This is a genomic window from Peptostreptococcus stomatis DSM 17678 (assembly GCF_000147675.1).
GTDB classification, from domain to species: domain Bacteria; phylum Bacillota; class Clostridia; order Peptostreptococcales; family Peptostreptococcaceae; genus Peptostreptococcus; species Peptostreptococcus stomatis.
Map to the genome: position 1 here is coordinate 13356 of NZ_ADGQ01000035.1, position 20295 is coordinate 33650.

The 20295-nt window shown below is 36.3% G+C and carries 19 protein-coding genes; 18 read left to right on the forward strand and 1 reads right to left on the reverse strand.

Annotated elements, in window-relative coordinates; all coding sequences use genetic code 11:
- The first annotated feature begins 56 nt into the window (after positions 1-56).
- The 10 genes from HMPREF0634_RS03220 to HMPREF0634_RS03265 all read left to right on the forward strand — a co-directional run bounded on the left by HMPREF0634_RS03220 (position 57) and on the right by HMPREF0634_RS03265 (position 11564).
- Positions 57-863: a protein-ADP-ribose hydrolase gene (locus HMPREF0634_RS03220; RefSeq protein WP_040565706.1), complete on the forward strand. Its 807-nt coding sequence runs from the start codon at positions 57-59 to the stop codon at positions 861-863.
- A gap of 352 nt (positions 864-1215) precedes the next feature.
- Entirely contained in the window at positions 1216-3582 is a 2367-nt protein-coding gene (locus HMPREF0634_RS03225) for a cell wall-binding repeat-containing protein (RefSeq protein WP_007789100.1), read from the forward strand.
- A 277-nt stretch (positions 3583-3859) separates the two neighbouring features.
- Complete coding sequence (locus HMPREF0634_RS03230) at positions 3860-5011, forward strand: TlpA disulfide reductase family protein (RefSeq protein ID WP_040565707.1); 1152 nt, start codon at positions 3860-3862, stop codon at positions 5009-5011.
- Between the two features lie 105 nt (positions 5012-5116).
- Positions 5117-5206 (forward strand): CD1871A family CXXC motif-containing protein, encoded by a 90-nt coding sequence (locus HMPREF0634_RS10195; RefSeq protein ID WP_330360470.1) that lies wholly within the window; start codon positions 5117-5119, stop codon positions 5204-5206.
- The gene (locus HMPREF0634_RS03240; protein ID WP_007789047.1) at positions 5199-6089 is read left to right on the forward strand and encodes a 4Fe-4S binding protein; all 891 of its coding nucleotides are present in this window, start codon (positions 5199-5201) and stop codon (positions 6087-6089) included. Before HMPREF0634_RS10195 ends, HMPREF0634_RS03240 begins: the two co-directional genes overlap by 8 nt.
- A 41-nt stretch (positions 6090-6130) precedes the next feature.
- Positions 6131-7408, forward strand: coding sequence for an ABC transporter permease (locus HMPREF0634_RS03245; protein WP_007789075.1), 1278 nt, complete (start codon positions 6131-6133; stop codon positions 7406-7408).
- 9 nt (positions 7409-7417) lie between these two features.
- Positions 7418-8062: an ABC transporter ATP-binding protein gene (locus HMPREF0634_RS03250; protein WP_007789044.1), complete on the forward strand. Its 645-nt coding sequence runs from the start codon at positions 7418-7420 to the stop codon at positions 8060-8062.
- Positions 8063-8073: 11 nt separating this feature from the next.
- Positions 8074-9450, forward strand: coding sequence for an ABC transporter permease (locus HMPREF0634_RS03255; RefSeq protein ID WP_007789115.1), 1377 nt, complete (start codon positions 8074-8076; stop codon positions 9448-9450).
- Positions 9451-9594: 144 nt separating this feature from the next.
- Positions 9595-10248 carry a response regulator transcription factor gene (locus tag HMPREF0634_RS03260; protein WP_007788995.1) on the forward strand — a complete coding sequence of 218 codons (654 nt, stop codon included), beginning with the start codon at positions 9595-9597 and terminating at the stop codon, positions 10246-10248.
- On the forward strand, positions 10245-11564 hold the full coding sequence (locus HMPREF0634_RS03265; RefSeq protein ID WP_007788993.1) for a sensor histidine kinase: 1320 nt from the start codon (positions 10245-10247) through the stop codon (positions 11562-11564). The genes HMPREF0634_RS03260 and HMPREF0634_RS03265 overlap by 4 nt, the downstream gene beginning before the upstream one ends.
- Before the next feature lie 103 nt (positions 11565-11667).
- Here the strand turns inward: HMPREF0634_RS03265 and acpS are convergent, their stop codons facing one another.
- A complete protein-coding gene (gene acpS, locus HMPREF0634_RS03270; RefSeq protein WP_007789070.1) occupies positions 11668-12039 on the reverse strand; it encodes a holo-ACP synthase in 372 nt (123 codons plus the stop codon).
- A 220-nt stretch (positions 12040-12259) separates the two neighbouring features.
- Here acpS and HMPREF0634_RS03275 point away from each other — a divergent pair, with 220 nt between their 5' ends.
- The 8 genes from HMPREF0634_RS03275 to HMPREF0634_RS03310 all read left to right on the forward strand — a co-directional run bounded on the left by HMPREF0634_RS03275 (position 12260) and on the right by HMPREF0634_RS03310 (position 20167).
- Positions 12260-13072, forward strand: coding sequence for a transketolase (locus HMPREF0634_RS03275; RefSeq protein WP_007789046.1), 813 nt, complete (start codon positions 12260-12262; stop codon positions 13070-13072).
- Positions 13073-13080: 8 nt separating this feature from the next.
- Positions 13081-14016 carry a transketolase family protein gene (locus HMPREF0634_RS03280; protein WP_007788974.1) on the forward strand — a complete coding sequence of 312 codons (936 nt, stop codon included), beginning with the start codon at positions 13081-13083 and terminating at the stop codon, positions 14014-14016.
- Between the two features lie 47 nt (positions 14017-14063).
- Complete coding sequence (locus HMPREF0634_RS03285; protein ID WP_050786343.1) at positions 14064-15215, forward strand: S41 family peptidase; 1152 nt, start codon at positions 14064-14066, stop codon at positions 15213-15215.
- Positions 15216-15330: 115 nt separating this feature from the next.
- Positions 15331-16413 (forward strand): nicotinate-nucleotide--dimethylbenzimidazole phosphoribosyltransferase, encoded by a 1083-nt coding sequence (gene cobT / locus HMPREF0634_RS03290; protein WP_007789106.1) that lies wholly within the window; start codon positions 15331-15333, stop codon positions 16411-16413.
- Positions 16414-16422: 9 nt separating this feature from the next.
- The gene (locus tag HMPREF0634_RS03295; protein WP_007789099.1) at positions 16423-17010 is read left to right on the forward strand and encodes a bifunctional adenosylcobinamide kinase/adenosylcobinamide-phosphate guanylyltransferase; all 588 of its coding nucleotides are present in this window, start codon (positions 16423-16425) and stop codon (positions 17008-17010) included.
- A 28-nt stretch (positions 17011-17038) separates the two neighbouring features.
- Positions 17039-17809 carry an adenosylcobinamide-GDP ribazoletransferase gene (gene cobS, locus HMPREF0634_RS03300; protein WP_007789095.1) on the forward strand — a complete coding sequence of 257 codons (771 nt, stop codon included), beginning with the start codon at positions 17039-17041 and terminating at the stop codon, positions 17807-17809.
- Between the two features lie 4 nt (positions 17810-17813).
- Complete coding sequence (locus HMPREF0634_RS03305) at positions 17814-18452, forward strand: histidine phosphatase family protein (protein ID WP_007789049.1); 639 nt, start codon at positions 17814-17816, stop codon at positions 18450-18452.
- Between the two features lie 212 nt (positions 18453-18664).
- Entirely contained in the window at positions 18665-20167 is a 1503-nt protein-coding gene (locus HMPREF0634_RS03310; protein WP_007788988.1) for a cobyric acid synthase, read from the forward strand.
- Positions 20168-20295 lie beyond the last annotated feature (128 nt).

The following is a 20295-nucleotide window of genomic DNA, read 5'->3' on the forward strand; positions in this document are numbered from 1 at the left end:
TTAGAATAATTGAAAACCATAAGAGAATGAATAAGGATATGTTAGAAGGTAATTATATGGATAAGTTAAGAACACAAGAAGAAAGATTAAACTACCTTTTAGAAGAATTTAAGGCTGATTCTGATAACTACAAGGAGATAGCAATTCCAGATAGCGTTGGTGAGAAGCAGGCCCTACTACGCTCTCTCATGAATATCCGTATGCCAAAGAAAATGTCTGACCAGGTAATAAGGATACAAGATGATTACCTAACTGGTCGTGCACAAGAAAAGGGCATAGTAAGGCTAGCTGATATTCCTGTGGCTAAAGATAACCTATCTATTTGGCAGGGGGATATAACTAGGCTAGAAGTGGATGCAATAGTCAATGCGGCCAATTCTATGATGTTGGGATGTTTTTTACCTATGCACACTTGCATAGATAACCAAATCCATACCTTTGCAGGTATACAGCTAAGGCAAGAATGTAATGAAAAAATGGACCAGTTAAGGGCCAGGTATGGGCCTGATTATGAACAGGCTACAGCTATACCTATGCTTACAGATGCCTACAATCTTCCTGCAAGGAAGGTAATTCATATAGTAGGGCCTATTGTAGCCAATAAGCTTACACTAGAGTCAGAAAAAAATCTGGAAGACTGTTATACAAATACTCTGGATATGTGTTTGGAGAATGGATTAAAAAGTGTGGCCTTTTCTTGTATATCGACAGGTGTATTTCATTTTCCTAACAAGAGGGCAGCAGAGATTGCTGTAAATACAGTAGGAAAGTGGTCTTTAAAACATCCAAACTCAATGGATAGGATTATTTTTAATGTCTTTAAAGATGAGGATAAGAAATATTATGAAGAATTATTACGATAATAATGGAAGCATTTTGTCCAAAGGAAATTGAAGACAGGAGTATTTGTATAGATGATGATATTGGAGAGGTCTTAGATAATTTGACTTAGCTAAATGAAATTTTATATGATTGTAGATATGCTGTTTTTCTTGATTTCAAAACGTAAGAGCGGATAATTAAGGATAATTGAATGTGATGAATATAAAAAATATTATTGAGCAAATATACTGCGAAAAGATATTGTATTAAGTGCATATTTGATGTAAAATTGGATATAAATAGGAGAATTTTTAGAAAATTTACAAAATATAAAGTTTTTCTATAATCAATTAGTTAAATTAATATAATTCTTAAAAAAAGAGGTGAATTTTAATGGGAAAAATGAAACATTTATTGATGGTTATGATTTGCTTTGTTGTTGTTGGATTATTACAATCTAATAATGCTGTATATGCATCAACAGATAGGACTAGTATACATAGTTTTTATGATAATCCGTTGAGCAAGACACCAGATCAATCGATTAACTACAATGGAATAGAATATTTTGCTAGATTTGTTGCAAAAAATAATAAGACAGGAAGTAAGGAATATTCATCTAAGAACTGGGATATGCTTGCACCTTGGAATCCTGCTCATCCTGACTATGATTATGATTATGCAGCAGTACAAGCTAGTGCTGATGTATATGATATGACAAATTCTAGTGAATTGGCTCTAATTGGTCAATTAAAAAATACTACAAGTCAGAGGGTAAATATAAAGTTGTATTTTGATTTAGGGACAATAAACCCTGATGCTCCTATTGCTAAACACATTGATACAACAAGAATATCTGAAGTAATAACAGGTACTTATAGTTCGGATTTTAATATTGAATTAAGGTGTACTGGTAATAGAAATTATACTTATGCCCAGGCAAAAGCTATGAGTGATTTTCCTTGGTCATCAGTAAATCAAATACATTTCACAGGAGCACTTAATCCTAATGATACTATCAATGTAAATATTCCCCTAACTACTAATAATGCTAAGCAAGGGGATTATATGGATGTTCCAGTTGTAAATTATACAGATTTATCTCAGACAACTACTAGGGCAAAAATAAGGCTTTCAAAATATATGTATAATGTTAATGATAGGATTAGTGGTGTATATGTTGGAGCATATAAGTTGGAAAATGATAAGTACCAACAGGTTCCACCAAAAGTTCAAGCTATTATGCCAGCTGTTCAAAGAGGTGATTTGATATATAGTATGTCTAAGCTTTTAAACAAACATAGCTTGCAAAAGTATATTGCAGATGGAAGTGATGATGTTGTTTATGATCATTCAAGCTACCTAATTAAATTAGAAAGGATTTTTAATGCAGTAAAGGATGAAGGCTATAGTGTAAATTATAGTACAGCTAAAGGCTTATGGCCATCTTATGCTTACAGTATGACAGGAGGCTTGAGACTTACAAACGAGGATGGGGAACAGATAAGGTTTGGTACTTACGATGAGAAAGCGAAAGTATGGTTATCAAATTACTATGTGGAATTACATAAAGTACTGGATACAAAAGATATTACAATTGATGTAGGAAGTACTTGGAATAAATTTGATAATTTAACTTGGCGTAAACTTATAGGTGGAAGTCGAGATTTAAGAGATAATGAAATTGAAGTACAGAACAATGTTGATAATACCAGAGAGGGTACATATTGGGTTAAATACTCATATAAGGTAGAACCAAGTAAGTATATCACTAAGACTGCTAAAGTGGTTGTAAAAAGAAGACCGAGTGGAGGAGGAGCTTCTGGAGAAGATATTTCTAAAAAACATGTGATATTAGCCAGTGGATACAAATATACTGATGTACTTACTGCGACTGTTCTAGGAAATGAGAAGAAGTGTCCGATACTTTTAACTAATGAAAATGAAGTTTCTGACAATACCATGAAGGAAATAAAGCGATTGGGTGTTGATGAAGTGATTATCTCTGGAGGTCCTGCATCTATATCAGAAAATGTAGTAAAACAGCTTAAAAAAGCTGGATATAGTGTGAGAAGAATAGCTGGTAAGGATAGATATGAAACAGCAGAAAAAATTGGTGAAGAGGTTAGACTTACAAGTGATAATAAAAATGAAGTAATACTAGTTGATGGAACAAATTTCCCAGATGTTATAACTCTTTCAACTTTGGCAAATCAAAAGAGAGTTCCAATACTTCTTACTCAGCCAAAAGTATTAAATGCTATAACTAATAGACTGTTGAGTACTTGGAAAATAAATAAAGTGACTATTGGTGGAGAAAAAGATTCTGTTTCTAAAAATATTGAAGATACACTGAAGTTAAATAATAAAAATATTTATAGGATTGGTGGAGAAAACAGGTATGAAACTGCCTATAAGGTTGCTAATGAAGTAAACAAGTTAACAGGTAACAAAAACGATTTAATACTAGTTGATGGAACAAACTTCCCAGATGGAATTACTATTAGTTCTTTAGCTGCTAAGTTTAAAGCACCAATACTTCTTACTACACCTAAAAAACTTCACCCTATAACAGAAAAGACAATAGGTAAGTGGAATGTAGAAAATGTATTGATTGGTGGAGGCTATAATTCAGTATCTAAAGAAATAGAGGATTCTATAAAGATAAAGAATAAGGAAAGAGTAGCAGGAAGTGATAGGTACAATACTGCGGTAGAAATATCAATAAGATACACTGACAACAAAAAAATAGGCAAATAAATAATACTTTATCTTAAATATTATTGTTGTAAAAGAGGTTTCCTAATTGTAGGAAATCTCTTTTTTTGCAGCATTTAAATATAAGGTACAAAAAAATAATTCCCAATAAGTCAAAAAAAATAAAAAAATAATCCCATTTCATAAATGTTTCATAAAAGTCCTGTAGTATGTACTTGTAAACAGTTATATTTGATATGTGAACCAAGGATATTCTGTTTTATTAAATTGAAATTTAAAAAAATGAAAGATATTTAAGGAGGAAAAAATTATGTCAATTATGAAGAAGAGAGCATTAAAGGGAGCAGCTGTACTACTTACCCTATGTATTACTTTAGGTGCAGTGGGGTGTCAGAAAGGTGAAGACAAGGGCAAGGCAAAAGAAAATCAGTCAGTAACATCTGAACAGGCAGGTATGACAACTGACGCTAAGGGCAATAATAAATTTAAGCCTGCAGATTATACTCTACCATCAAAGGATGAATATACGTATGAATTTTTAGGACTTAAATTCAAACTTTCAGACAATATTAGAAAGGACATAGATGGAAAGAATTTAGCAATGCTAGATGATCAGAGTCCTGTAGAAAAGGATTTAAAGTACGCTATGTTGACTTTCAACAAGATGACAGATGAACAGAAGAATGCTGTTATAGATAAGATGGGTGATGGCTACGAAAAGTGGAAGAGCGAGCTTGAAAGAGTGGGAACTATAGGTATGTTCGAAAAGGGCATGTCAGAAGATGAAATCTCTAAGATCACAAAGTGTGATACTCATAAGAAGCTAGGTGAATCTTCAGATGGTAAGTATACTTACTACATAAGTACTAAGAGTGGAGCAAAAGATAATTTTGCAGAAGAGTTCAACAAGACTAAGGTTGATATTATAGAAAAGAAGGCTCGTCCAGAAAATGGATTTGTTTTATCAGAAAAGAAAGACTTAGAAGGTACAGAAGCATTTGATAAGGGATCAGCTAAGGATTTACGTAACCTATCAACAAAGGATATAAATGGTAAGGAATTTACAAGTAAGGAATTTGGAAAGTATGACCTTACTATGGTAAATGTATTTGCAACTTGGTGTACAGCTTGTGTAAAGGAAATTCCTGACCTGGTTAAGGTTCAGAATGAAATGAAGAGCAAGGGTGTAAACATAGTTGGAGTTGTTACAGATACTGTTGATGATAATGGTAATAACAAGGAAGCAATCGATAAGTCTAAGTTAATCCAGAAGAAGACTAAGGCTTCATATCCATTCCTAATGCCAGACAAGTCAAACTTCAATGGTAGATTAAACGGTATACAGGCTATGCCAGAAACTTTCTTTGTTGACAAGAATGGTAACATCGTAGGTGACACTTATTCTGGAGCAAAGACTGCAAGTGAATGGAAGCAGGTAATAGAAAAAGAGTTAGCAAAGATAAAGAAATAAGTAAAGATGAATAATAAGTAAGTGTAAAGCGGTGAAGGGTATATGATTAAGAAAATTTTAAAGAGCCGTGTCTTATCTCTAGTAATCGTATTTGCCAGTATGGCTATGATTTACTACGGACATAGCAACGGGGAAGCTAGGGTCGTTTTGGATAAGGCAATAAGAATTTGTATGGAGTGTATTGGAATTGGATAGGATTAAAAGATTTATAAATGGTAGTACTAAAAAAAATAAATATAAAGTAAGGGATCGTTTTAGACATCTTTTTCAATCCGTTTGGTTTTTGATTACTAATTCCTATTTTGAAGGGTTCAAGACAGGTAAAATATATGGTGGGAACCTGAAGCAAGTTTGTGTTCCGGGTATGAATTGTTATTCATGCCCGGGGGCAAAAGGTGCTTGCCCGATAGGATCGCTACAGGCAGTAATAGGGAATTCGAACTATAAGTTTAGCTATTATGTAGTTGGCTTTATCTTTTTGATAGGCGCACTTATAGGAAGATTTGTCTGTGGTTGGCTATGTCCATTTGGACTAGTCCAGGATTTATTACACAAGATTCCATTTTTTAAAAAGGTGGAAACATTCAAGTTTGATAAGCATTTGAGGAAATTGAAGTATGTAATACTGCTTGTGTTTGTAATAATACTACCTTTATTCTTGGTGGATATTTTAGGACAGGGGTCTCCGTATTTCTGTAAGCTTATCTGTCCGGTTGGTATGTTAGAGGGAGGAATACCACTTGTATTAATGAATAAGAGTATGAGAGGGGCCATAGGTTTCTTGTACTATTGGAAGGGAGTAATTCTAGTACTTACTATATTACTTTCGATAATGGTATACAGACCTTTCTGTAAGTATGTCTGTCCTCTTGGAGCCCTATACTCAGTTTTCAACCCTATTTCAGTATTCAGGTATAGACTGGATAAGGACAAGTGTATCAGTTGTGGTAGATGTAAAAAAGTCTGTCAGATGAATATAGACCCGGTTGAAAATTGCAACCACCTGGAATGTATCAGGTGTGGTAGGTGTAAGAATGCCTGTCCTGTGGATGCAATAAGTTGTGGAATTAAAAACTAGACGATTATTGAAACAAAAACTAGAAGGGAGCTTAGTAAAAAATGATTAAAAATGCTATAGCGTACGTTTCAAGAAAAAAGAATAGAACAGTTATAGTCTTCATTATTTTGACACTAGTTCTTTCTTGTTTGTATTCGTGTTTAAATATAATGAAATCAAGTGATAGTTTAGAGAAAACTTTGTATAAATCTTCAAATTCTTCTCTATCAATAACTAAGAAAGCTAATGGCTATTTCGAGATAGACCAATTTAAAAACATAGAAAAAATAAAAGAGGTTGGAGAGGTCGTTCCGCAGTATAATGGGATGGCCAAACCAACTAACACCAAGGTTGTTGAGGGGCAACAGAAGATTGAAAGAGAAGATTTGCCTGGTGAATTTAAAAATGTTGTGTCTGTAGAAGGCACAAGTAATACAAAGAGGAATGTATTATTCACTAGTGGTGTCTTCACGATTAAAGAGGGTAGGAATATTGAGAAAAATGATCGTGGAAAGGTCCTTGTACATGAAGATTTTGCTAAGAAAAACAACTTGAAATTAAAGGATAAGATTGGCCTTGAATTAGTTGAGATAAATAACAAGGGGTCAAATAAGGAATATAAGTTTGAAATTGTAGGAATTTTTTCGGGGAAAAAGCAGGAAAAATATACAGGTTTGTCTTCCGATTTTAGTGAAAACACAATGTTTGTTGACTATGAATCAAGTCAAAAGGCATTGAATAGGGGAGGAAGTAAGAAGGTTGCTAATAAGCTTGCACTATTTTCAGATAGTGCAGAAGAGACTAATGTAGCTTTAAAGAAAATAAAAGAGTCTAAGGTTGATTGGTCAAAGTATGCTATTGAAAAAGATTCTAATGCATTTGAGGAGTCTTTAGAATCCTTGAGCGGTATAAAGCATATTATCAAAATCATGACATTTTCTATTATGATAGGTGGAGTAATAGTTCTTTCATTAATACTAATCTTATGGTTGAGGGAAAGAATTTATGAAATAGGTATCCTCCTATCAATAGGGGTAAGTAAGGTCAAGATTGTAGGTCAATTCATGCTTGAGTTGATATTGATATCTTTGCCGGCTATAGTAGCATCTTTGTTCATAGGGAATTTGCTGTTAAGCCAAATGGTTGGTGGATTTATGGATCCTGACAGCTCAACAACGCTTACTAATAACCTGCTTGAAAACAGCAGTGTTTTAGACAATATAGTTACCTTTATACAGAGTTATGGTATTTTAATAGGTATTATTGTGATATCAGTTGTTATTGCTTGTGCAATGATTTTAATAAAGAAACCAAAAGAAATATTATCAAAAATAAGTTAGGAGAAGAGAATGGACGTATTAGAAATTAAAAATGTAACATACAGTTATTCAAATTCTAGAGAAAATATTTTATTATCAGTAAATCAAAAATTTGAACTTGGACAATTTTATGCGATAATTGGTAAATCCGGTACAGGGAAATCAACGCTACTTTCCCTCTTAGCCGGTCTAGATAAGCCAAAACTTGGCAGAATTCTGTTTGAAAATGAGGACATAGAAAAAAAGGGATATTCTAACCATAGAAAGAACAATATATCCCTGGTATTTCAAAATTATAACTTAATTGACTATTTATCTCCACTTGAAAATATCAGGTTAGTAAATAGCAAGGCACCGGAAACAATTTTATATGAACTAGGACTTGATAGGAGTCAGATAAAGAGAAATGTAATGAAGTTGTCGGGAGGACAGCAGCAGAGGGTTGCTATAGCTAGGGCTTTGGTATCAGAAGCTCCTATAATTTTAGCAGACGAGCCTACTGGAAATCTTGATAGTGCTACAGCAGAAGAGATAATAGAGATATTAAAGAAATTGGCTAAGGAAAGAAATAAGTGCGTGATAGTTGTAACGCATAGTAAAGAAGTTGCAAATGCGGCAGATATTATTCTAGAGCTGAGTGACAAAAAACTGAAAAAGGTTGATAGTCTTATCTAGGAGGTGTAGGAATGATAAAAAACGCATTTGCATATGTAACAAGAAAAAGTTTGAAATCCTTAATAATCCTATTGGTAATTTTAGCCATGTCAACACTTAGTCTAATAAGTTTGTCTATTAAGGATGCAACAGATAGGGCTTCACAGGAAACTTTTGGTAATATAACAAATAGTTTCTCTATGGAAATAAACAGGCAAGTAAATCAGGGTACTGCCAGGGGTGGTGGTAATGTAAGAGGACAGGATATTAAAAAAATATCTGATTCTAAGGATATAGAATATTTTGTTAAGAGGATCAACAGTGTGGCTGATTTAGTTGATCACGACATTATAGAAACTGATGAAACACTTGCCAATCAATCTCCTGAGAGGGCAAAAAACTTTAAAAGAACCGTTATGTTAACAGGGGTTAATGATTCATCTAAGGAAACTAAGTTTGTATCAGGGGCCTATAAGTTGGTTGAGGGTTCTCACTTAGCTAACAATGATAAGCATAAGGTGTTAATGCATAAGGACCTGGCCAAGAAGAACAATTTAAAGGTTGGAGATAAGATAAAAATTAAATCTAACTTGTTTGACGCCGATAATGAAAAGGGTGCAAATGAAACTGTAGAGGCAGAAATTAAGGGTCTGTTTGACGGCCACAATAACGGTGGTGTAAGTGCAGCCCAGGAACTTTATGAAAATACTTTAATCACTGATTTAGATACAGCGGCTAAGGTATATGGATATAATGAAGAGAATGCCTTCTACCAGGATGCAACATTCTTTGTAAAGGGTAATAAGAATTTGGACAAGGTTATAAAGGACCTTGGAAGACTTGACATTGATTGGAGAGAATACAATCTAATCAAGAGTTCATCAAATTACCCTGCATTACAGCAGTCGATATCAGGTATATACTCAATAGCAAATAAGTTATTTGCTGGATCATTAATATTCGCAGGTATTGTAGTTTCACTACTACTATTCTTATGGATGAATGCCAGAAAGAAAGAGATTGCAGTCCTATTGTCGCTAGGAATTTCAAAGGCGAAAATTTTTGGACAGTTTATAACTGAACTGGTATTTGTATCTATACCAGCCTTTATAGGAGCTTACTTCTTGGCCGGTTATACAGGAAAGATACTTGGAAATAGTATATTAAATAAGGTTACTAGTGATATAGCTAAGCAGATAGCAAGACAGTCTTCATCTAGTCAGCTTGGTGGGGGGGCTGAAGTTGATGGCTTTAACAAGACATTGACAAGTTTAGATGTTCATATCTTGCCTAAATCTATGGTATATGTAGTTATATTCATGATTTTAGTGCTTGTTGTATCATTATTAATATCATCATCAAGCATTCTGAGGAAAAACCCAAAAGAATTATTGATTGATACAAAATAAGATTATCGGTGCATTTTGCACCGATAATTTTATGTAGTAGATAAAAAACAAATATGGGAAAGTAGACCAGATTTATAAAAAACTGTAAATTAAAGGACAAAATGATATATAATATACTTATTAAGTTGTAAAAAGGAGGGAGTTATGAGGATACTAGTCGTTGAAGATGACCAGATGATAAGAGAGGGTATAAGTGAGTACCTATCAGAATTTGGCTATACTATTATACAGGCAAAAGATGGCAAGGAAGCCTTGTCGAAATTTGATAATGATATAAATCTGGCTATTTTGGATATTCAAATACCCTTTGTAAATGGTCTGGAAGTCTTAAAGGAAATAAGAAAGACAAGTAAGTTGCCGATTCTAATATTAACAGCATTTAGCGATGAAGAATACAAGATTGACGCCTTTACTAATTTGGCAGATGGCTATATAGAAAAGCCTTTTTCATTGCCAGTTTTAAAAGCCAGGGTTGATTCTTTAATCAAGAAGAACTTCGGTAGAATAGAAAAGTTTGAATATAAGAATATAGAGGTTAATTTTACCAGCTATACAGCAAAAATAAATGGTGAAAGTATAGATATCAATGCCAAGGAACTGGAAATACTCAAATACCTATTGGACAATGAGGGCCAGGCCTTAACAAGGATGCAGATAATTGACAATGTCTGGAAGGAAACAGAGGAGATTCCCTTTGACCGTGTGATAGATGTATATATTAAAGAGTTGAGAAAAAAATTAGAGTTAGACTGTATAGTCACTATTAGAAATGTAGGTTATAAATTGGAGAGAAAATGAAAAATTTAAAAATATTTCCCAAAATGTTTATGCAAATATTTTCTGTTCTTGGAGTAATAATTATATTAGTCCACCTATTGGTATTTTATATTTTTCCTAGAACATATCTAGAGACTAGAAAGGAAGAAATCTATGCCAAGGCAAATGAAATCTCCCATAATATGAATGGAAAAGAAATAAAATATATAGAACAGGCTTTGGATTTTTATTCTAAAAGCAATGAAATAAAGGCATATATAAAAGGACAAAATAATGAAAATGGAGTAAAAATTAGAAAAAATATAGGTGTTGACTTAAACAGCAATAACAATTCTTTAATAATTGAAGAAAGGGAAGTATCTCTTAATACAGGTAAAAAAATACACCTGCAGTTTATTTCTACAGCAGATATGCAAAAGGATGCCAAGAATTTAATCTTTAAGTTTTTGCCTTATTCATTGTTGATATCTCTCTTATTTTCTATTGTTGTTTCTTTGATATATGCTAAAACTATAAAATATAATATACAAGAAATAAAAAAAGTTACTGACAGGATGATGAAGCTGGATAAAAGTGCCAGATTAAAGATTGATTCTAAAAACGAAATAGGAGAACTAAAAGAGCAAATCAATGACCTGTATTTTACCCTGCTGGAATCAATCGATGATTTGGAGTATAAGAACAAGGAAATCCTAAAGTTGGAAAAGTTAAAATATGACTTTTTCAAGGGGGCATCTCATGAACTAAAGACCCCTCTTGCCAGTCTCAAAATAATATTGGAGAATATGAAGTACAATATAGGCAAGTATAAAAACAGGGACGCCTATATAGGTGATTGTATTGATATAGTCGATGGTTTAACCAAAAATATCTCCCAAATTCTATCGGTTTCTTCCTTAGAACACTTGAAGAATGACGAAGAATTCTTGAATATCAATGAGGTATTAGAGGGAGTATTAAGAAAATATGAGGTATTGGCAAACCAGAAAAATATAAAAATAAATAATTGCCTATCAAACGAAAAGATTTATATAGGTAAGACGGCCCTGAAAATTATTTTATCCAACCTGATTAGCAATGCGGTAAAGTATGCTGATGAGTCTGGAACTATCAATATTGGGGTTGATGAGGAATGGCTATATATAGAAAACTCCTATGGAAACAAAAAATCTATAGATATGGAAAAACTATTTGAAGTTAAATTTGACTTGAATAAGGAAACAAGCAATGGCTTAGGCCTATATATAGTCAGTAACCTCTTGAATAACTATAATATTAAATATAAGGCCCTACAAAATGAATCATGTTTTGTATTTAAGATAGAACTATCTATTTAAGATAATTCCTATCCAGGAAAAGTGGGAGGTCTCTTATACATTTGTAAATGAAGACCTCCCTATTTTTTATTTTTGATTTCATTTTTTTATATCATATATAAAACTAGATAAGAGCTATTGCAGTGGCAGTGGCATAGTTTTTTGAGTGGGATATGGTCACCATTATCTGGCTTATTCCAAGGCTTATGCATATATCCCTTAAGTCTCCACTCGTGACTACATAGGGCTTGTTGAGTTCATCCCTTAAAATTTCTAGGTCATGGATTTTAAAACCCCTCAAACCCCTACCCAGGGCCTTGACAACAGCCTCCTTGGCACAGAAGTTTCCTGCTAGAGATTCAGGCTTAAAGCCCTTGGATTCTAACATTTTTTTCTCCCTATAGGTAAAAAGTTTATCTACAATGCCTGGATTCCTGTCCATCGCCTGACTTATACGGTCTATTTCAATAATATCATTACCAATTCCATAAATCATATTAGGTCCTCCTAGACTACTTACTACTTATATTACACATTATCATACCACCTATGTCAACTTTATTTTTCTAATAAAAATTACAATTATATCTCAAGTAGTGGATATTGCTACACCTGGGAAAATATATATAGTATAATAGAAAATGTATTGGTGTGACCAATTACAGAAAAATCGGGTTTAAGGTGATATAAGAGCCTAAGAGGAAAGGAATTATAAAATGAGAGATTATAATGACCTATATGAAAGGGCAAAAAGAATAAGAAGGAATATAGTAAAGATGATATATAAGGCCCAGTCGGGCCACCTGGGTGGTTCCCTGTCTTGTGTGGATATATTAACTGCCCTGTACTTTGGGAGGATGAATGTAGACCCACAGGACCCTGGGAAGACAGATAGGGATAGGTTTGTAATGTGCAAGGGCCATTCTTCTCCGGCCATATATGCTACCCTGGCAGACAAGGGATTTTTATTGGAGGAGGAACTGGATGGCTTTAGGCAGATAAATGAAGACCTCCAGGGTAGTCCAGACATGCTAAGGGTAAATGGGATAGACATGTCTACGGGTTCTCTAGGTCAGGGTTTATCAGCAGCTTGTGGTATGGCCCTAGCATCCAAGATGGACGACATTGACTATAATGTATATGCCTTGCTGGGCGATGGTGAACTGCAGGAGGGTATGGTTTGGGAGGCAGCTATGTTTGCCAACCAGTACAAGTTGGACAACCTGCTAGCCATAGTTGATATGAATGGTCTCCAAATTGATGGTACGACAGATGAAGTTATGAGCCTGGGGTCTATAGCCAAGAAGTTTACATCTTTCGGCTGGTATGTGCTGGAAATAGACGGCCATGACTTTGACCAAATTTTTGGAGCCCTTAATACCTTCAATAAGATTAATTCCAAGCCGGTCTTGGTGATTGCCAATACTGTAAAGGGCAAGGGTGTGTCTTTTATGGAAAATGCCTGTGAGTGGCATAGCAATATACCAAATGAAGCTGAATATAAGTTAGCCATGGAAGAGCTAAGATAGGAGGGTTTATGAGTAAGAGTTCGATGAGAGAGGCCTTTGGAAGGGCCTTGGTAGATATAGGAGATGAGAGGGAAGACCTGATAGTTGTAGATGCAGACCTGGCTACGTCTACGAAGACCCAATATTTTAAGGAGGCCTTCCCATCAAGATTTGTAGATGTTGGTATAGCAGAGCAGAACCTAATAGGTGTATCTGCAGGTCTGGCTTCTACGGGCAAGGCGGTCTTTGCTTCTTCTTTTGCAGTATTTGAAACTGGTAGGGCCTATGAAATTATTAGAAATACGGTCTGCATAGGCAGGCTAAATGTAAAACTATGTGCCAGTCATGCAGGCCTGATGACTGGTCCAGATGGGGCAACCCACCAAAGTCTGGAAGATATAGCGACTATGAGGGTTTTGCCTAATATGAAGGTCTTGGTTCCAGCAGATGCCAAGGAGGCTGCCAGTATGGTGGAATTTATGGCAGGTGACAAGGGGCCTAGTTACATTAGGATGGTAAGGGATGATACAGAAGATATAAATGACCATGACTATGTATATGAATTTGGCAAGGGCCAGGTTCTTAGAGAGGGCAAGGATATAAGTATACTTGCATGTGGTCCAATGGTGAAGAAGGCCCTAGATGCTGCCAGCCAACTTGAGTCAGCAGATATAGATGCCAGGGTGGTAAATATGTCGACTATAAAGCCCCTGGATATTGAAACGATATTGGCCTGTGCGAGGGAGACCAGGGGAATAATAACAGTGGAAGACCACAGTATCTACGGTGGGCTAGGGTCAGCGGTAGCAGAAGTTGTGGTAGACCATTGTCCAGTCAAGATGAAGATAATAGGTGTAAACGATAGCTTTGGTATGTCAGGAAATAGCCAGGACTTGTACAGGCATTTTGGTTTGACCAGTGAGAGAATAGTCAATGAGGCCCTTGCTATTTTGGATAAGGCTTAGACACCTTAAATATATAGTCAATTATTATGGTAAAGGTAAGTGGTGAAATGAAGAATAATATAGAAAAAAGATTTTTTAAGACGATTTTAGTGGTCCTTGTTACTGCTATTGTAACTAGTTTTGTACTAGTAAATGTAGGTTTTTTAGGATTTGTGCCACCGGCAGAATATAAAAGATATGCCAAGTACAAGGCCCTAGAGCAGAGTATTAAAAGGGAGTTTTACAAGAAACCAGATGAAAAAAAGTTGGAAGATGCAACATACAAGGGGCTTTTTAGTGGACTTGATGATGTATACTCAGCCTACTATACTGCAGATGAAATGAAACAGCTACTAGAAGTAGCTACAGGCAAGTATGTAGGTATAGGTTTTGTAGTTGGGGCTGACAAGGCCACAGGGGCAATTAGGGTTGAGTCAGTTATGAATAACAGCCCAGCCAAGGAATCTGGTGTAAAGAAGGGGGACCTGGTAGTAGCTGTAAATGGTAAGAAATACTCATATATGGAGATGGACATAGCAGTTAAAAACATAAGGGGTCCTGAAAATACGAGTGTAAAGATTACATTTTTAAGAGATGGCAAGAAGATTGATAAGACAATCACTAGGAAGGAAATTAAGATAGTATCCATAGAGAGCAAGATGTTGGAAGACAAGATTGGATACATAAATATAAAGAGCTTTGAAGAGGAGACTGCAGAGGACTTTAGGAAGGCCCTAGCTAGTTTAGAGGCCCAGGGAATGAAGGCCTTGATTATAGACGTGAGAGATGATGGTGGTGGCCTATTGACTGTAGTAGAAGATATATGTGACAGGATTTTAGGTAAGGCAGTCATAGTCTATACAAAGGATAGGCAGGGTAAAAAGGAATACCTAAAGAGTAGCGACAAGGAAAAGATAGACAAGCCTATAGTTGTCCTTACAAACCGTAGTTCAGCATCAGCATCAGAGATATTGACAGGGGCAGTTCTTGACAACAAGGCAGGTATATCTATTGGTGAAACTACTTATGGTAAGGGACTAGTCCAGGGTATGTTGAAGTTGAAGGATGGCAGTGGATACAAGCTTACTACAGCCCAGTACTTTACACCTAATGGCAACTATATCGATAAGAAGGGTATCAAGCCAACTATTGAAGTCAAGGACAAGGACCAGCAGTTACCTAAGGCAATTGAATACCTAAAGGGCAAGATAAACAAGTAGGCTTAGGTTATAAAGTTTGATAAATGATATAGATATGAGTCTTATATAGGCTGATTTCAAAAGGTCAAGATACCTGATTGAAGTTTAAGCCTTATATAAATACATGGAGGAAGATATGAATCTTTTGGTTAGTATATCTAGTAATATATATCCACTAGATAAAAAGAGTATAGATAAGGCCAGGGCCAGGTGGGATGACCTAATACACCCACCAAAGACCATGGGCAAGTTGGAGGATATGACTTGTATGATGGCAGGAGTCTATGGTACTGACGAGATTGAGGACAGGCCGAAGAAGTGTATAATAGCTTTTGCTGGAGACCATGGTGTTCATGATGAAGGTGTATCAGCCTATCCCCAGGATATTACAAGGCTCCAATTTGAAAATTTTGTAAATGGAAAATGTGGAGTAGCCAACCTGGCTGAGTGCAATGGGGTAGATATGTTTGGCGTTGACATAGGTATGAAGGGCAGGGAATCTATAGTTGGTATCCTTAACTACAAGATAAGGGAAGGGACTGACAACATGACCCTAGGTCCAGCTATGAGCCTTGATGATGCAGTTAAGTCTATAGAAATTGGTATAGAGGTGGCAGAAAGATGTATAGTTGATGACTACAAGATAATAGGCATTGGGGAGATGGGTATAGGTAATACTACTCCAGCCACTGCTATCTTGTCGGTTATGTCTGGTAAAGACCCTATGGAGATAGTGGTTTCTGAATCAGCAAATCCTGGTCAGGAACTCAAGCACAAGGCCGATGTAATCAGGAAGGCTATAGAGGTAAATAATCCAAATCCAACTGATGGTATAGAGGTTCTGGCCAAGGTTGGTGGTTTAGAGATAGGCGGTATGGTAGGTGTAATCCTAGGTTGTGCTGCCAATAAGATACCTGTAGTTATAGATGGCTTCATATCATATGCGGCTGTTTTGATAGCCAACAGGATAAATCCGAGGTGTTTAGACTACCTAATTCCATCCCACCTATCAGGTCATCCCGGTTCTAAGCTGGCAATGGAAATATTAAAGATGGAACCTATCCTGGATATGAAGATGTGTCTAGGTGAGGGTACTGGGGCAGCCCTGGCTATGCCTATAATAGATTCGGCTATATATGCCTATAATAATATGGCCAGGTTTAGCCAAGAACCCCTTGGTCAGTTTCTAAGGTCTTATGAATCAGACCAGAAAAAGTAGGTGACGGGTATGGCAAGAATAAGTCTAGTTACAGGTGGGGCCAATTCGGGCAAGAGCAAGTTTGCCGAGGATTTATGCCTGGGATTAGAGCCTGGTGAAAATGGTGAGGACAAGGTCCTATACATAGCTAGTGCCAAGATACTTGATGGAGAAATGGCAGAAAAAAAGGCCAGGCATATAGAAAGAAGAAAAACCTATGGTTGGGATACCCTTGAGGCCTATAGGGACTTTGACAAGCATTTTGATGACCAGTCTATTTTTGACAAGGGCTACAAGGCTATCCTGTTTGACTGTCTGACTATGATGGTGACCAACATACTATTTGAAGGAAATATGGACTTTGATGCCAGCGATAGGAAACTTAGGCAGGACAAGGAAGATATAGTTTTTAAAGAACTAGATAAACTTTTGGACCTGGTTGCTGACAAGGACCTAGATATAGTATTTGTCACAAATGAACTGGGTATGGGCCTGGTAGGGGACACAAACCTATCCAGGTACTTCTTAGAAATAGGAGGCAAGGTCAATATGTACATAGCCGACAGGAGTCAGGTCATGTATTTTGTGGTATCGGGCCAACCTATCAGGGTAAAGTGATTTTAGAAAGTGTATGGGGGCAGGCTAGATGAGGTTTATAAATATAATTCAATTTTTAACCAGAATAAGTATAAAAAAAGATCTGGGTTATGACCCATATATTGAAAGGGGAATTGTCTACTTTCCACTTGTAGGGGCCATAATAGGCCTGATTTTGATGGTGGGCTATGAAGTATTTTCTTGGATTTTTTCGGGAATAGACAATATCTACCTAGTGGCTACCCTTGTCTTGACCTTGGAATTAGTATTGACAGGTGGACTCCATATGGACGGTTTTGGGGATACCTTTGATGGATTTTTTTCCTATAGGTCCAAGGATAGGATTTTAGAGATAATGAAGGGCCCTAGGTTGGGTACTAATGGTTTGCTGGCCATAGTAGTCTTGGTGGTTTTGAAGATTGTATTAATAGGAGTATTTATAGACTATAACCTGGTAGGGTATTTGATTTTTATGCCGATTATTGGGCGCCTAGGCGGAGTATTTATGACCTATGGGACTAGACCTGCCAGAGAAAATGGTATGGGCAACATGTTTATAGGCAAGTGCAGTGGCAAGTCCCTCTTGCTAGCAAGCCTGTTTAGTGTCTTATCTGCAATAATTCTGGACTATTATATGGGTTTAAATCCTTACAATCTCCTATACTTGTTGGGGTCCATAATCCTAATATTTATCCTGGTAAGGCTCCTTATAGGCCTAAGCTACAAGAAGGTCGATGGGATAACAGGAGATGTATTGGGTTGTGGAATTGAATTGAGTGAAGTGGTATTTTTGATATATATTTTGATAGCGATGAGGTGAAAGAATGAATAAACTGATATTGGTTAGGCATGGTCTAACGGTCGATAATGAGCACAAAAGCTTTTCGGGTTTTAATGACTGTGACCTTAGCCAGATAGGCAGGGACCAGGCCCAGGGCCTGTGCGAGTATTTGAAAAGACAGGATGTAGACAAGATATATACGTCAACCCTGAAGAGGACAGTCCAGACTATAGAAGCCTACGCTGACTACAGGGGCCTTGAAATAGATAAAAGAGATGATTTTAGGGAAATAAATTTTGGACTTTTTGATGGTCTTAATTATGAGGAAATCAAGGAAAAATATCCCCAAGAAGCCAAGGAAATGATGATTTTAAGCGAGGCCTACAAGTTTCCACAGGGTGAAAGTCTAGAGGAAATGTACCAGAGGAATACCAAGGAACTCGATAAGCTGATTGAGGAAAATAAGGACAATGATAAGAATATCCTAATCTGTTCCCATATGGGGACTATAAGGAATATCCTATCCCACCTTTTAACCAAAAATAATGACGTACATTGGAATTTCAGACTACAAAATGCAAGTGTAACAGTAATTGATATGTCAAATGACTTTCCAATTATTGAATTAATGGGTTTTATACCCTACAGTGAAGACTTGATAAGAGACCCATATAGGTCATAGGACTAAATATATAATTTACATAAGAAAAATAAGTAAGGGCAATAAAAGACGATAAAATTAACTAGGATATAATTTAACTGGAATAGAAATTACCCAAGATATAAATTATCTAAGATACAATTAACTGGAATAGAAATTACCCAAGATATAAATTATCTAAGATACAATTTAACTAAAGTAGAAAGAGTATATATGAAGGGGGGTCATGTGATTTGAATAATATAATGTTTCAGGGGACAGCATCCAATGTAGGCAAGAGCATAATATCAGCAGGTATTTGCAGGATCTTGTGGAAAGATGGATACAAGGTTGGCCCTTTTAAATCACAAAATATGTCCCTAAATTCATATATAGACAAGTATGGAGGAGAGATGGGTAGGGCCCAGGTATTTCAAGCTGAAGCCTGTCATTTACTACCCAGGGCCTATATGAATCCAATCCTCCTTAAACCTTCTGGCAATAATATGTCACAGTTGATAATGAAGGGTAAATTTGTAAGAAATATTTCTTCTAGAGACTACCAGGCCCTAAAACCAGACCTAGTAGGCTGGTTGGACCAGGTATACCAGAGGTACCAAAAAGACTTTGATATAGTGGTCTTAGAGGGGGCGGGAAGTCCTGTTGAAATTAATATAAATAAACTAGATATTTCCAATATGGAGATGGCAAGGATTGCGGATGCACCTGTAGTTCTAATTGCTGATATAGACAGGGGGGGAGTCTTTGCCTCAGTGGTGGGAACCCTAAGTCTTATGTCAGAAGAGGAAAGAGCCAGGGTCAAGGGTGTCATCATCAATAAATTTAGGGGAAAGAAGGACTATTTTGCTGAGGGTGTTAGGCTTTTAGAAGACATAATTAAAATACCAGTCCTGGGTGTGGTTCCCTACCAAAAGTTAGGTATAGAGGAAGAGGATGGGGTTAGTGAAAAGACCTACCAAAAATCCAAGCAGGACTACAGGCAGGACACTTTAAATGTTGCAGTCCTAAAACTAGACCATATGTCAAACTATACCGACTTTAATGTATTTGAACATATTGAGGGTCTTAACCTGTCCTATATAAGTCCAGACAAAGGTCTAGAAGGATTTGGGGGTCAGGGTGGACTGGGAGGGCCTGATATGCTGGTAATACCGGGGTCTAAGAATACTATTGGTGATATGAAAAGGTTAAACCAATCGCCAATGAGAGACCAAATATTGGAATATGCAAAAAGGGGAGGCCTAATTATTGGCCTATGTGGAGGCTACCAGATCCTGGGTCAGACCCTTAGGGATGACCAGGCATTAGATGGAAGCCAGGGCCAGGTAGATGGTTTAGGCCTATTGGATGTTTATACCGTCTTTGCCAAGGAGAAAAAGACAGGTCAGGTAAAGTGGACTTTTGACCGTGAAGAAGGATATTTTTCAGGACTTGGAGGAAGTAAAATCGAGGGTTATGAGACCCACCTGGGTAGGACATATCCTGGACCCGAGGATAGCTACAAAATCAAGGATGGTCATATACTTGGAACTTACTGCCATGGACTCTTTGATTCGGCTGAATTTTTATCTGGCTTGCTAAATAATATAGCCAAGAAAAAGGGCTTGTCTAGGGACTTTGAGGTAAAGGACTACAAGGCCATCAAGGAAGCAGAATACGACAAGTTGGCCGACCTGGTAAGAAATAATATCGACATGGAAAAGGTATACAAGATAATATTTGATAGGGATATTTAAGACTAGGCATAAAGTTTTATATAGATGAGAAAAATATAAGGAAAAGCAATAGCCAAGTTAAAGATACTTGGGACTAAATATATATACAGAAATTGTGAAATATAAGGTGTTAAGTGGGACACAGATTG